Annotated in this window: 15 protein-coding genes and 1 tRNA gene; 4 read left to right on the top strand and 12 right to left on the bottom strand. The window is 35.3% G+C overall.

Translation table 11 applies throughout. The features are described from left to right. The first annotated feature begins 279 nt into the window (after nucleotides 1–279). Nucleotides 280–3069 carry an excinuclease ABC subunit UvrA gene (gene uvrA, locus BCF58_RS10850; RefSeq protein ID WP_121461796.1) on the top strand — a complete coding sequence of 930 codons (2790 nt, stop codon included), beginning with the start codon at nucleotides 280–282 and terminating at the stop codon, nucleotides 3067–3069. Between the two features lie 35 nt (nucleotides 3070–3104). Here uvrA and BCF58_RS10845 read toward each other — a convergent pair whose 3' ends face one another. Then, on the bottom strand, nucleotides 3105–3758 hold the full coding sequence (locus BCF58_RS10845) for an NAD(P)-dependent oxidoreductase (RefSeq protein WP_121461795.1): 654 nt from the start codon (nucleotides 3756–3758) through the stop codon (nucleotides 3105–3107). 231 nt (nucleotides 3759–3989) lie between these two features. Here BCF58_RS10845 and BCF58_RS10840 point away from each other — a divergent pair, with 231 nt between their 5' ends. Together BCF58_RS10840 and BCF58_RS10835 are read left to right on the top strand one after the other, a co-directional pair. After that, entirely contained in the window at nucleotides 3990–4766 is a 777-nt protein-coding gene (locus BCF58_RS10840; protein ID WP_121461794.1) for an alpha/beta hydrolase family protein, read from the top strand. Between the two features lie 304 nt (nucleotides 4767–5070). Beyond that, nucleotides 5071–5142: transfer RNA gene (locus BCF58_RS10835), tRNA-Arg, on the top strand. A 76-nt stretch (nucleotides 5143–5218) separates the two neighbouring features. On the opposite strand, the gene BCF58_RS10830 is transcribed toward BCF58_RS10835, so the two are convergent. From BCF58_RS10830 to BCF58_RS10780, 11 genes are all read right to left on the bottom strand, one after another. Next, complete coding sequence (locus BCF58_RS10830) at nucleotides 5219–5986, bottom strand: aspartate/glutamate racemase family protein (RefSeq protein WP_170149004.1); 768 nt, start codon at nucleotides 5984–5986, stop codon at nucleotides 5219–5221. Between the two features lie 196 nt (nucleotides 5987–6182). Then, nucleotides 6183–6629 (bottom strand): Hsp20/alpha crystallin family protein, encoded by a 447-nt coding sequence (locus BCF58_RS10825; protein ID WP_121461792.1) that lies wholly within the window; start codon nucleotides 6627–6629, stop codon nucleotides 6183–6185. Nucleotides 6630–6945: 316 nt separating this feature from the next. Then, entirely contained in the window at nucleotides 6946–7116 is a 171-nt protein-coding gene (locus tag BCF58_RS10820) for a lmo0937 family membrane protein (protein ID WP_121461791.1), read from the bottom strand. Between the two features lie 101 nt (nucleotides 7117–7217). Then, nucleotides 7218–7682: an NUDIX hydrolase gene (locus tag BCF58_RS10815; RefSeq protein WP_121461790.1), complete on the bottom strand. Its 465-nt coding sequence runs from the start codon at nucleotides 7680–7682 to the stop codon at nucleotides 7218–7220. Nucleotides 7683–7712: 30 nt separating this feature from the next. Further along, a complete protein-coding gene (locus tag BCF58_RS10810; RefSeq protein WP_121462048.1) occupies nucleotides 7713–8627 on the bottom strand; it encodes a helix-turn-helix domain-containing protein in 915 nt (304 codons plus the stop codon). Between the two features lie 73 nt (nucleotides 8628–8700). Continuing rightward, nucleotides 8701–9498, bottom strand: a complete 798-nt coding sequence (locus tag BCF58_RS10805; RefSeq protein WP_121461789.1) for an SDR family oxidoreductase — start codon at nucleotides 9496–9498, stop codon at nucleotides 8701–8703. A 366-nt stretch (nucleotides 9499–9864) separates the two neighbouring features. Continuing rightward, a complete protein-coding gene (locus tag BCF58_RS10800) occupies nucleotides 9865–10386 on the bottom strand; it encodes a hypothetical protein (protein WP_147462054.1) in 522 nt (173 codons plus the stop codon). 48 nt (nucleotides 10387–10434) lie between these two features. After that, the gene (locus BCF58_RS10795; protein WP_121461787.1) at nucleotides 10435–10935 is read right to left on the bottom strand and encodes an endonuclease V; all 501 of its coding nucleotides are present in this window, start codon (nucleotides 10933–10935) and stop codon (nucleotides 10435–10437) included. Nucleotides 10936–10941: 6 nt separating this feature from the next. Beyond that, complete coding sequence (locus BCF58_RS10790) at nucleotides 10942–11310, bottom strand: VOC family protein (protein WP_121461786.1); 369 nt, start codon at nucleotides 11308–11310, stop codon at nucleotides 10942–10944. Next, nucleotides 11307–11750: a GNAT family N-acetyltransferase gene (locus tag BCF58_RS10785; RefSeq protein ID WP_121461785.1), complete on the bottom strand. Its 444-nt coding sequence runs from the start codon at nucleotides 11748–11750 to the stop codon at nucleotides 11307–11309. Before BCF58_RS10785 ends, BCF58_RS10790 begins: the two co-directional genes overlap by 4 nt. 70 nt (nucleotides 11751–11820) lie before the next feature. After that, complete coding sequence (locus BCF58_RS10780; protein WP_121461784.1) at nucleotides 11821–12867, bottom strand: M28 family metallopeptidase; 1047 nt, start codon at nucleotides 12865–12867, stop codon at nucleotides 11821–11823. A gap of 86 nt (nucleotides 12868–12953) precedes the next feature. Here BCF58_RS10780 and BCF58_RS10775 point away from each other — a divergent pair, with 86 nt between their 5' ends. After that, nucleotides 12954–14093: an aminotransferase class I/II-fold pyridoxal phosphate-dependent enzyme gene (locus tag BCF58_RS10775; RefSeq protein WP_121461783.1), complete on the top strand. Its 1140-nt coding sequence runs from the start codon at nucleotides 12954–12956 to the stop codon at nucleotides 14091–14093. Nucleotides 14094–14177: the final 84 nt, after the last annotated feature.

The raw sequence follows: 14177 nt of genomic DNA, 5'->3' as shown, positions 1-14177 counted from the left end.
TGTAACTAGATCTCTGAATAGTTTTCTCATTCTATATTACATATTTATGAATGCAATTTTAAATAATTTCAACACACAAAACAAGAGTTCAAATAAAAAAAGTAATGAAAATTATAAATTTTAATGATAGTAATAAATAATATTCTATCAATATCAAATTATGATTATTAAATTAATTAAATTTCGGAATTCTTTTATATAATTTATTTTAATTTTCTCTATGAAATTGACTAAAAATATACATTGAAAATTCGTAATTTTGTTAGTCTTAATTTTACTATGGCTACAACTACAGAAATAGATATAAAAAAACAGGTTTTTGTCAAGAATGCACACCTTAACAACCTGAAACACATAGATGTATTAATCCCGAAAAATAAGCTCATTGTTATCACAGGAGTTTCCGGAAGTGGTAAATCTTCTCTTGCTTTTGACACAATTTATGCAGAAGGGCAAAGAAGATATGTGGAAAGTTTAAGCTCGTATGCCCGCCAGTTCTTAGGAAAGCTTGAGAAACCGAAAGTGGATGATATTAAAGGATTGGCTCCTTCTATTGCCATTCAGCAAAAAGTCATTTCCTCCAATCCACGTTCTACCGTAGGAACTTCAACGGAAATTTACGACTACATGAAACTCTTATTCGCAAGAATCGGGAAAACTTATTCTCCGGTTTCCGGGGAGGAAGTGAAAAAAGATTCCGTGTCTGATGTTGTAGATTTCATCAAGGCTTCCAAAGAAAATGATTCTTTTTTACTGACAGCTCCCCTGGAATACAATATTGCTGATTTCAGCGAAACCCTGAATATTTTAAAGCTTGCCGGATTTACCCGACTAGAAATTAATGGAAATCTGGCAGGAATAGAAGATCTTGAAAGTTTTGGATTCACTCCTGAAAAGGGAATGACCATTAATCTGGTTATTGACCGCTTCTCCTATGAGGAAGATGAAAGCTTTCTTCAACGATTGGCAGATTCTATCCAGATGGCATTTTATGAAGGAAGAGGATACTGTTCCCTTAAAAATACAGAAACAGGTAAAACCAAAGAGTTTTCCAATAAATTTGAACTGGACGGAATAGAATTTCTGGAACCTAATGTTCATTTTTTCAGTTTTAATAACCCTTATGGAGCCTGTCCTGCCTGTGAAGGATACGGAAAAGTGATCGGAATTGATGAAGATCTGGTGGTTCCCAATAAAACCTTATCCATTTATGAGGATGCTGTGGTTTCCTGGAAAGGAGAAAGTATGAGTGAATGGAAAAAAGCTTTTATTAAAAAAGCCGGTGACTTCCCTATTCATAAACCTTATCATCAATTAACCAAAGAACAGAAAAGCTTTTTGTGGAAAGGCGACGGCAGCAGCAGTTTTCCATCGATCAACAATTTCTTCAAAATGCTTGAAGAAAATTTATATAAAATTCAATACCGCGTTATGCTTTCCCGTTATCGTGGAAAAACATTATGCCCTACCTGTGACGGGCTTCGTTTGCGTGAAGAAACAAGCTGGGTGAAAATTGATGCTCACAATATCCAATCCATGATCGAGCTCCCGCTGGATGAGCTTTCTCCATTAATTAAGAGCCTGCAGCTGTCTGAGCATGATCAGGAAGTGGCCAAAAGACTGCTTTACGAAATTACGACACGTCTTGAATTTTTATTAAAAGTAGGTTTAGGATATTTAACGCTGAACCGGACTTCCAATACCCTATCCGGAGGAGAAAGCCAGAGAATCAATCTGGCTACAAGTTTAGGAAGTTCCCTGGTCGGCTCCATCTATATTTTGGACGAGCCGTCTATCGGGCTACACTCCAGAGATACGGAAAACTTAATTGAAGTATTGAAAAACCTCCGCGATTTAGGGAATACCGTTATTGTGGTGGAACACGATGAAGATGTAATGAGAGCCGCAGACTACATTATTGATATAGGCCCGGAAGCGGGATATCTTGGAGGAGAGCTGGTTTTTGCAGGGGATTACAAAGATTTGAAAAATGCAGATACACTGACCTCGAAGTATCTGACCGGCAGAATGGAAATTGAAGTTCCTAAACAACGAAGAAAAGCTAAAGAATGGATTCACATCAAGGGAGCCCGTCAAAATAACCTTAAAAATATAGACGTAGATGTCCCACTGGAAAGCCTGGTAGTAATTTCAGGAGTTTCAGGAAGCGGAAAATCTACTTTAATGAAGGAAATCCTGACCAACGACATTCAGATCCAGTTGGGCATGGGCGGAAAAAAAGGCGATTACGATTCCGTTGAATTTCCTAAAAAGCTGATTAAAAACATTGAACTGATCGATCAAAATCCTATCGGAAAATCTTCCCGTTCTAATCCCGTAACCTATTTAAAAGCTTATGACGATATCAGGGATTTGTTTGCCAAACAAAAAACGGCTAAAATGATGGGATATAAGCCTAAGCATTTTTCTTTCAACGTGGACGGAGGAAGATGTGATGAATGTAAAGGCGAAGGAGTGATCAATGTTTCCATGCAATTTATGGCAGATATTGAGCTGGAATGTGAAGTATGTAAGGGAACACGCTTTAAAAGCGAGATTCTGGAAGTGAAATACGATGAAAAGAACATTTCCGATATCCTGCATATGACCGTTGATGAATCCATTGAATTTTTCAGAGAAAACCGTGAGGATAAAATTGTAACTAAGCTGACCCCTTTACAGGAAGTAGGATTAGGGTATTTACAGTTAGGCCAAAGCTCATCTACCCTTTCAGGAGGAGAGGCTCAGCGCGTAAAGCTGGCTTCATTCCTGGTGAAAGGAGTTACAACGGACAAAACATTGTTCATCTTTGATGAACCTTCAACCGGCCTGCATTTTCATGATATCAAAAAATTGCTGAAATCTTTACAGGCTTTGATTGACCTAGGGCATTCCGTGATTGTTATTGAGCATCAACCCGATATTATCAAGTGTGCCGATCACATTATTGATATTGGTCCTGAAGCCGGGAAACATGGTGGAGAAGTCGTATTTGCAGGAACACCGGAGGAGCTGATAAAAAATAAAAAGTCACATACAGCTCAGTATATTAAGGAAAAGCTGAAATAATTAATACAATAGAGAGTCAATGACTCTCTATTCTTTTAATCAATTAATCCTTTTCTCTTATTATATAAAAAAGGACTTTTACGCAGGTAATCTGCATCATTGATCTGGGAAACTAAAAACTCTGCCAGATCTACGGCACTTATATTCTCTCCTTTGCAATCTTTCAGATGAGCTTCTGCTGAAAAAGTCTCTGAAGTTTGTACAATCAGGGGAAGCCTTACCAAAGTCCAGTCCAGGCTGCTTTTTATAAGAAGTTCATATTCTTTTTGTTTATCGCTGGTGGTTTCAGGATAATTCGCATACATCCATTCTGTCGCCATTCTTATTTTATCATTTTTTGCATCTGAAGGAGTATCTACACTCAAACCTGTAGTTACAATATATCTTTTAACAGAATGCGAATTCATGGCTTTGATAATATTTCCGGTAGCATCACTGAATATGGAACGCTCCCCTTTTGGTTGTCCTAAAGTGCTTATTATCACAGTGCAATCTTTAATCAGCTCATTAACTGCATTATAATCTCTTACATCACCTTTTATAATTTTGATTAAAGAATTTGTAAGTGTGAAATTTTCAGGATTCCGGAGTAATAGTTTTATGGAATATCCTTCGCTTAACAGATGCCGGACAAGATATTGTCCTGATTTTCCTGTTCCGCCGATTACGGCAATGGTATGTTTTTTCATATGATTCTCTTACTATATTAGGATTATCGAAATACAAACTGTTCAACGACAATTTGCATAAATTGAAATAATAGACGGGAATGGCTCAGGAAAATCTGAGCCTTAAATTCAGGCAGATTATCCTGAATGTGTTATAGTATGTGTAAAGAGATTTTGATGAATCAAAGATAACAAATAATGTTTAAAATATCCGGATATATTCTATTTTTGAATCACCCAAAATCCTGAAAAATGATTTTCAAATTAACCTTCTGTATTTTTACCCTTTTATTGGTGTCAAGCTGTAATTCTAAAAAGACAGCTGCTTTCCTCCCCGCCTATAAAGTGAAACTTGATACTCTAACATTATATGATACCAGCAGAAACCGTACAATTCCTGTAGCCTTTTATAGACCTGATCTGAAAAATAAAATTTCAAATCAGCAAATCGTAATTTTCAGCCATGGATACGGGCAAAATAAAGGCGGAGATTACCTGCATTATTCTTATCTCACGGAAAATCTGGCTTCCAAAGGTTATTTTGTGGTGAGTATCCAGCATGAGCTTCCAACCGATGATCTCATTCCTACAGATGGAAAACCACAGATTGTACGCATGCCGTTCTGGGAAAGAGGTGTTGACAATATCCTGTTCGTTGTGAATGAACTGAAGAAAACAAAACCTGAGCTTGATTATCAGCATCTGACACTAATCGGACATTCTAACGGAGGTGACATGATCGCTTTATTGGCCACAAAATATCCGGAAAAAGTGTATAAGATCATTACATTGGATCACCGGAGAATGTATCTTCCTAAAACTTCTGCACCCAAAATCTATACCTTACGCTCCAATGACTTTCCTGCCGATGAAGGAGTACTTCCCGATTCGAATGAGCAGAAAAAGTACAGTATTGTTGTTCAGCCAACACAAATCAACCACGGTAAAATGGATGATAAAGCAAGCCCCGAGGAGAAAAAAACATTAAACTTTTTTATCTGGAATTTTATAAAAGAATTAAAGCCCTGAAGTTATCCACAAAAAAATGTGGATAAGTTGTGAATTTTAACATTAAATTTATCTTTCGTATTGAAATTATACTTACATTTACTATGTAATAAAACTGAGGTGGAAACATTTTTTGCTTTTTTCAGCTTTGAAATTGCAATTAAATTTGAAATAAAAATTTAAGCACAGCATTGTCGGCTGTGCTTTTTTATTGTTGTCTAATTAAAAAAATGAGATGTTTTATCTATTGAATCCGTTCCTAAAGAACGGATTCTTTTTTTGGACTTTTTTTCAGTGTCATTTTCTTCTTATCTTTGAGGCATCAGGCCTCATAGTTCAATGGATAGAATAGAAGTTTCCTAAACTTTAGATCCAGGTTCGATTCCTGGTGGGGCTACTCAACAGGAATTATGTATTTTATAATCATAATTCCTGTTTTTACTTTTTAAAATACAAAAGTAAATACAGCTCTCCTAGCCTATAATAAAGTCAACCCCGGCTTGTGCATGAAGTAATGTGGTATTAAATATCGGGATATCTATATCTTCCTGTTGTATAAGGAGCGGAAACTCGGTACATCCTAGTATGATTCCCTCTGCACCCCCGGCTTTCAATGAAAGCATTTGATCAAGAACATATTTCTTTGTTGACGGTTTTAAAACGCCCAACGATAATTCTTTTTGTATTATGGAGTGGAGCTCCTGTCTTTGTTCTTTGTCATTCGGTACGATAGTATCAACATTATATTTATCTTTCAACCATTGTATAATAAAAGGTTCTTCCATAGTAAATATTGTTCCTATAAGACCTACCTGGTTTAGTCCCATTTTCGTAATAGCATTCCCTATTGCATCTCCAATATGCAAAATAGGAATGGCGCTATGCCTCTGTACCTCATCATACACTTTGTGTGGAGTATTGGCGCAGAAAAGCACCGCTTCAGCACCCGCTTTTTGCAACCTGTCACACGCATCGGCCAAAATCATCGCTATGGAATCCCACCTTCCTGACTGCTGTAGCAGGTGTATATGATGTTGATCCAGATTAATCAATACCAATGGCGGGTTAGTATTATTTTGGAAAATATCATTTGTCTTTTGATTCATAATACTATAATATTCCACGGTGGAATGCCAGGACGTTCCACCAATAAGCCCAAGTGTTTTTAGATTAGCTTTTTCCATATTGGTATTGTTGTTATTATTGGTAGAGGATGATACAGTTATAAAATTAGAAGACAAATTTATCATTTCGTTTTTATCCTACAATTACTTTAAACAAATTTTGTTAAAATCAGCTGATTCAAAAACGACTTACCCTTGATGACATAGCGAAGTGCGTATTGATTGAAAGTAAAAGTTTAATGAGCAATGAGTCATCCTCAATGTTATAGCAATAAAAAAGAGGCTGTTTTATTTTAAAACAGCCTCTTTTTTATTAAGAAATCTCAATTAACCGAGGTTCTTTCTTTTTAGCTTCTTCCTTCTTAGGAATAGTCAGACGCAACAAGCCGTTATCATATCTGGCATTGATGTTATCCTGATCCACCACATCTTTTGGAAGCTGAAAGCTTCTTTGGAAGGATTGGTAGCTAAATTCCCTCCTTGTATAATTGTCATTCTTCTCTTCCCTTTGATCTTCTTTTGAAGAAGATATGGTTAAAAGATTACCATCCAGTGTAACCTTAAAATCATTTTTTTCCATGCCGGGTGCTGCTACTTCTACTTCATAGGCATCACCTGTTTCTTTAATATTCACAGACGGCACTGTTGTACTCGTTGATGAATAATTGCTGTTTCCCCAATTTAAAAGCTCTCGGTTAAACATATCCTCGAACATTGAGGGAATCAATGGAAAATTCCAATTCCTTTTTGCTAGATTCATAATAACCTCTTTTATTTAGTTAAACAAAAAATTAAAAATGCCTAAGCCGGCCGGCTTTTTTCAAATACTACAAAAAAAATACCATTGGCCAGCGTATGACTTTTTTTCAGAAATGCTGTCAATTTTTCATACCCAACTGAATTACAATAACATAAAAAAGAATTTATTATAAAAATATAGCGGTAAAGATGAAATTGACATATTGAATAAGAATTCTTTTAAACTTCCTGATTAGCCTAAGAGTAAGACCAACTATTTGAAGCCTATTTATAGGCAATTGCTAAAATTAAATCCCGCTTTTTGAGCGGGATTTAATTTAATCAAGGGGTTTTCTGCCTGTAATAATATTATACAGGATCACAATAATGGCAATGACCAGCAAGACATGCAGTAAATACCCTGTGCTGATTCCCGGTACAACTCCTAACATTCCTAAAAGCCATACAACAATACAAATGACTGCAATTAACCATAATATACTTCTCATGACTAAAAAATTTTAAAGTTATATATTACAATACAAGCATATTTTATGCCTTTTAATTAAATATGCTTTATTTAACCTGTATTTTTTTTAATAAAACCATATTATATATTGCTTTCCAATAACTTTTGTACTTCCAACAAAAATGAAACTTGAGCAGGATTAATTTTAGATTTGGCCTCATTTAAGGTAAACCATTCCCATTGATCTACTTCCGGAACCTGGAGTATTTTACCGGATTTTGGCGGCCATTCCAGATCGAAAGTATTGCTGCTTAACGAGCTGAGGTCTACATCTCCTTCTACAGCCCATGCGTACACTATTTTCCCTCCCTTCTGTTGGATAGCGGATAATGGAATAAATTCACCTGCAATCTCCTGGCCTGTTTCTTCCTGAAATTCTATTTTGGCCCGCTCAAGAGCATCTTCATCATCCGACATTTCGCCTTTAGGAATTGACCAGGATCCCAAATCTTTATTTTTCCAGAAAGGACCTCCGGGATGGACGAGGAAATACAATAATCCCTCTTTACTTTTCTTGAATAGTAATAGGCCTGCACTTTTTTTCATTGTATTACAATTAGAAGGAATAAATAAATTTTAATTAAAAGACTGCTTAAAGCTCAAAGGAGTCGTATTGGTTTTCTTTTTGAATAGTTTATTAAAAGACTGGGAATGCTCGAAGCCGAGATGATAGGCTATTTCCGCTACTGAAAAATCAGTTGTTGTAAGATATTCTTTAGCTTTTTCAATTAATTTTTCATGAATATGTTGCTGAGCACTTTGCCCGGTAAGGTTTCTCAGCATATCACTTAGATAGTGGGGTGAAAGATTAAGTTCCGAAGCAAGAAATTCAACGGTAGGAAGCCCTTTCGTCAGCGTTTCCTGTTGATTGAAGTAATCATCCAGGAGCTGTTCCATTTTTGAGAGCAAATTATTACTGACCGCTTTCCGGGTAATGAATTGCCGTTTATAAAATCTATTACTGTAATTCAATAAAACTTCAATATAAGAGACAATTACATCCTGGCTGATTTCATCAATGGATGTATGTAATTCCTCATTAATACTATCTAAAAGACTTAGAATATTATTTTTTTCTTTATCTGATAAATGCAGCGCTTCATCGGTATCATAAGAGAAAAAGCCGTACTTCTTGATTGTTTTTCCTAATGGATAGTTTCTGATAAAATCTGGATGAATGAATAAGGTATATCCATAATATTCGGCACCTTCATCTGTAGATAAAACCTGATTGGGAGCAGTGAACATCATACCGCCTTCATTGAAATCATAATAGCCTTGCCCATACCCCATTTTCCCGTTTACAGAGATCTTATAGGAGATCTTATAAAAATTTAATACGAAATTTTTATTAAGCAGTTCTGTATTTACACTCATTTTAGTATTATCCACCAGGCTGATCATAGGATGAAGCGGCTTTGGAAGCATTAATAAATGATGTAGTTCAGAAATGGATGAAATCTTCAGCGGGGTAATATCTTTCTTTTCCATGATATAAATGTATGAATTTAAACAAGTAAAAGCCACACAGATTCCGGTTCCCGTGTGGCTATCCATTGAAGTTTTAAATAAACTGTTTGCCAAACTGCTCCCTGAATGCTTCGTCTCCCAGTTCCAAACGTTGTGCATACAAAGCTTTTGCATCTTGCCCTGCGACGTATCTCAATTGCTTTTTACCATCGGTTGCGGCCTGATAAACTACTTCAGCAATTTCTTCAGCAGTAGAGGCACCATCCATCATGCTTTCAGTATTTGAAAACATGGTGTTGATCATTCCTTCATATTCAGGTTGAGTCGCCATATCCAGGGAACGGCTCATAAAATCAGTTTTTATTCCTCCGGGAGAAACTGTTTTAATATGTACTCCGAATGTATTAAGTTCGAAAGCCATGCTTTCACTCCATCCTTCCAGCGCCCATTTGGTAGCATGATAAGTTGAACCTAATGGAAAGGTTATCAATCCGCCAATGGAAGTAGTTGAAATAAACAGTCCTTCTCTTCTCTCTCTGAAATACGGAATGAAAGCTTTAGTTACACGAATTACTCCTAATAAATTAGTATCCAGCTGTTTTAAAATCTGGTCATCAGATAATGCTTCCAAAGGTCCTATCAAACCATAGCCCGCATTATTGAAAACTACATCAATATCACTGATTTCAAGAGCTTTTTTTACAGTGGTCTGTATCTGCTCTAAATTGGTGACATCCAGTGGAAGCAATGTTACATTTTCCAATGTGGCAAGCTCCGTTTCTGAATCAGGATTTCTCATCGTAGCAATTACATTCCATCCTTTACTTTGAAATAATCTGGCAGTAGCTTTTCCTAATCCGGTAGAAGCTCCTGTTATAAAAATTGTTTTCATTTTTTATTCTTTTAAAATTACAAGACAAAGTTCTGCTTTCAATAAAAGAGTAGAGTTGCCAAATTGGGGTAAGAAGTAGTCAAAACGGAAAATCCGCTTCTATAAATTAAAAACCGATGAGATATGGCTCACCGGTTAAAAAAAACAAAAAATTGATATGGATATGATTAGATATGTATTCCTTTTATTTAACGATCTTTCATGTCATCATAGAAGTTCAAGGTTTCTATTTTTTATTAAGACAAATTTATATTTATTTAGAATTAATAAAAATAGTGTTCGTAATGACATTTATCATTTATATCAAATTCATACTCTCTATTTAGCAAAATCTACATGATTTACAACTAATTCAAAACACACAATCTATTTTTTAAGTTTATCATAGAGTTCAAGCATTCTTTTAAAATATTTTTTTTCTTTATTACTTAAGTAGAATTTTACTTCAGGATCTCCCACAAGTGTAACTTCAATTTTAGATTTGGCATCCAGCATTTCTTTGAATCTAACAACCATCTCCGAACTGATGATCACATCTGATTCTTCAATAAAATAATGCAAACTCCACGACTTCACATTTGTTTTAGGTATAATATACTCTATTTTCTTGTCATCATATTGGAAAATAACTTTCTTGAATCTAATGGTCTTGCTATACTTGTGCTCAATAACTGAATGAAAATAGAGAAAATTATTTTTGATCTCTAGATATTGAGAGACCACATCAGGATTATCTGTTTTATTAAATATTTTAATAACAGATTGATTTTCAGAATAAGTAAACTTTTTAAGATCTTTATCCGTAAGAGAATTGAAGGGTTTTGAATTAGCCTGTCCGTTGGTTACAATAGTTATGAAAAGTAATGTGAAAAGTAATAGTTTTTTCATGGTAGTTAATTTCCTAACGAATTTAATAAAAATTAAAATCATTAAAAACTATTCTCTCGTCAACTGATCCAGCTTTTTCAAAAGTGCCGGAATTCTGTATGAGCCATACATTTGCTTTATTTTCGGGACTAATTCATCCACATCAATTCCCATCGCTGTAAGGAAAAGAGGTGTTTTACTCTCTCCTCTGTATATATGTCTTCTTCGAGAATCCGGGGCCGAAAATCCGTTTTTGGCAATTCCGATCACTGGATATTTTTGTTCAAGGGCTTCAAAAAGATAACCTCCCAAACCGATTTTTCCATGATCATCCAAAGTAACGTAGCCATCTACTATGATCATATCTCCATCTTTAAGTTGAATTTTTTTCAGCAAACTCATTATACAAGGTAATTCCCTCTTATAGAAAGCGCCACTTTCATAATCGGACGTGATGGCTGTTTTTTCAATGAAAATATTATTTTCCTTTTCAGAATTCCAGTTTTCAAAAGCTATACAGATCGTATTGGCAACGTCATTACAATAATATGTATCAAAAGCGTAGATCATTTTCAATCATTTAGTAAAAAACTCTCCAAAATGCCATAAAATTCCGGAAGGATCATGTACAAAGCACTCCTTTCCCCACTCCATGGTCCTTACAGGAGTAAGTCTCACTCCTTCATACTTCTCTGTAAGATTAAGGGATTGAAGTTCTTTCCAAAATTCATCCGTATCTTCCACTTCAATGAAGAGCATGGTATTATCAATCCAGTCTTTCACATAAGCATTCTGAAGATAAAAAGCAGTTTCATTTTTCCTGAATAAAGATAATTTAGGTTCTAAAATTATTTCTTCAAAACCCAGATCAGTATAAAAATTTCTGCTGATCTCAAAATTCCCAGCGCCAACAAAAGGACGGATTGATTTTATTTTTTGTCTCATGATTTATTATTTTGCCATTGATTATAGGTCATTTCGAATTTAATTTCCCCTTTTCCGTGTTTACCCGTTTCTTTCCATCCTGCTTTTCTGTAAAAAGCTTCGGCTCTTGTGCCCGGTGAAGTTCCAAGCCAGAGGGTATCTTTTGTCTGCTCAAAATACCAATCCACCATACTATCATGAAGCTTTCTGCCTGTTCCCTGCTTTTCAAAATCCGGGTGGAGAAATAATGCCCAAACGTTATTTTCTTTCCTATCAACAATAGAAAATCCAACAATTTCCCCATTAATTTCACATACCCAACCTTTTCCTCTCTGAAACAGGAATTCTTCACAGTCTCTGTCTGTAACAAGCCCCGGGTCAGATAAGGTGTTTTCTTTAACCGAGTTCCTTATCACCTGAATTTGCGGAATATCCTCTATTTTAGCGTCACGAATTGTCATCAGCAATATTTTAATAAAGGCCTATAAGAAATAACTTATAGGCCTACTTTATATTTAAACTCTATAATTATTATTTTTTGTCAACCACGATTCTGTTTTCTCTGTTGGCAATTTCCCAAGCTGTAGCAAAAACCAACTGGGTTCTTTTTGCCAATAAAGAATAATCGATTTTCTCAACATCATCGGTAGGTTTATGATAATCTTCATGGATCCCGTCAAAGAAAAATGCTACAGGAATATTGTTCTTTGCGAAATTATAATGGTCTGATCTGTAATATAACCTTTCAGGATCATTAGGGTCATCATATTTATAATTCAGTATAAGATTATTCGTTTTCTTATTGGCTGCTTCATTGATAACTTTCAATTCGGAACTCAACATTTCAGAACCGATCACGTAAACATAATCTTTTCCTCTGTTTTCCGGATCATCACGACCTATCATATCAATGTTAAGGTCTACCACCGTATTGGCAAGAGGAAATACCGGGTTATCGCTGTAATATTCAGAACCGAATAAGCCATGCTCTTCACCAGTTACATGCAGGAATAAAATAGATCTTTTAGGGCCTTTTCCTGCTTTTTTAGTTTCCTGAAAAGCCTTCGCAATCTCCATAACCCCTACTGTTCCGCTTCCGTCGTCATCTGCTCCGTTATACACTACTCCGTTTCTGGTTCCTACATGGTCGTAATGAGCGGAAATAACAACGATTTCCTCAGGTTTTTCACTTCCTTCGATAAATGCAAGAATATTTTCAGAATCAGGAAGGTTTCCTCCACCCCTTTGCTTCATATACTCTGCAGGTACTTTTTGATAATAGGAACCTAATGTTTTAGGAAAGGAAATTCCAAGACTTTTATAATAGTTAACCATATATTCTCCTGCCTTTTTCTGTCCAGGGCTTCCCGTATCTCTTCCCCCCATCTCATCAGAAGCAATCACATATAGATTTTTCTTTAAATCATCTGCTTTAATTGCCTTATATGCAATCTGGAAGCCTTTATCATCTTTAGAACCGGGTGAAGTATGATTAGAAGTGCTGTTATCAGAAACCTTAACTGCCTCGCAACTTGCGAGTAAAGCAGCAGCAAACAGAGGAATAAGTAGTTTTTTCATTTTTAATAATTTGCTTAAAAATAACAAAATTTATTTAATTGATCATGGATTCCAAATTTTCTTATATTTGATATAAATGCAAATAGATGGAGAATATTTATGGATTTACACATTACTCTTTTTTTACGGAAATGTCTGATCTCGCTTCACGGCATAACAGCTTTGATTTATCTTTAGGGGTTTCCGATTTCGATATCGATCCGCGTTTAAAATATTATCTGAAAGAATCTGCTGATCACAACAACCACAATTATGAACCTCTTGCGGGTAATCCGTTATTAATTGAAAGCATTATTAAATACAATGTAAAAAGAAAAAATAGTCTTCAGCTTAAAACAGAAGAAGTAAGCATTGTCCCCTGTGCTACCTTTGCATTATATACTTCCCTGAAATGCATTTTAAATCAGGGAGATGAGGTCATCATTATTCAACCTTCCTATTATACGTATGCACCTTCAATTGTTCTCAATGATGGAATTCCTGTATATTATGATTTAGACTGTGATTTCAGCATCAACTGGGAAAAATTCCGGAATTGTATTTCCGAAAAAACAAAAGCCATCATTATTAATTCTCCTCAAAACCCTACCGGGAAAATATGGTCACAACATGACTGGAACCAATTATACTCTTTAATTGAGAACAGGGAAATTTACCTGATTTCCGAAGAAATTTATGATATATATTGTTATGATGGCGCAGCGCATTACAGTCCGTTCCTGCATCCGGATCTAAAGAAAAGGACTTTCTCTATTTTTTCTTTTGGGAAAATGTTTCACTCTACCGGATGGAAGGTCAGCTATTTATTAGCTTCCGTTGAATTAACTAACAAATTCAGATGTCATCAACAATATATTTCATACAGTGCCAATGCACCGGCCCAATATGCCATTGCAAAATACCTTGAAGTTTTTGATCCTGCCGAAAACCTGATTTTCATGCAAAGAAAGAGGGATATTTTCAATGAACTTATTAAAGAAACTCCTTTAGAAGTGGAACAGAAAGCTCAGGGAAGTGTTTTTCAGATCGTTAATTTCAGAAATGTATCTAAAACCATGACAGATATAGAGTTTTCAAAATGGATGACCATTGAAAAGAAGGTGGCCTGCCTTCCTCTTTCTGCATTTTATAATTCAAGGCAGGATTCCAATTATATCAGGTTCAGTTTTTCTAAAAAGGATGAAGTGATTATTCAGGCGTTGGAGCATTTGAAAAAGAATCTTTGATTTCCCACATAATTAAGCTTAGTCTTATAACCTCTGTTTTGTAACAAAATACATAGAAAAAAGCACCACAAAATGTGGTGCTTT

The sequence above is a fragment of the Chryseobacterium defluvii genome (genome assembly GCF_003634775.1).
GTDB classification, from domain to species: Bacteria; Bacteroidota; Bacteroidia; order Flavobacteriales; family Weeksellaceae; genus Chryseobacterium; species Chryseobacterium defluvii.
This window is presented reverse-complemented; position numbering and strand designations above follow the sequence as displayed.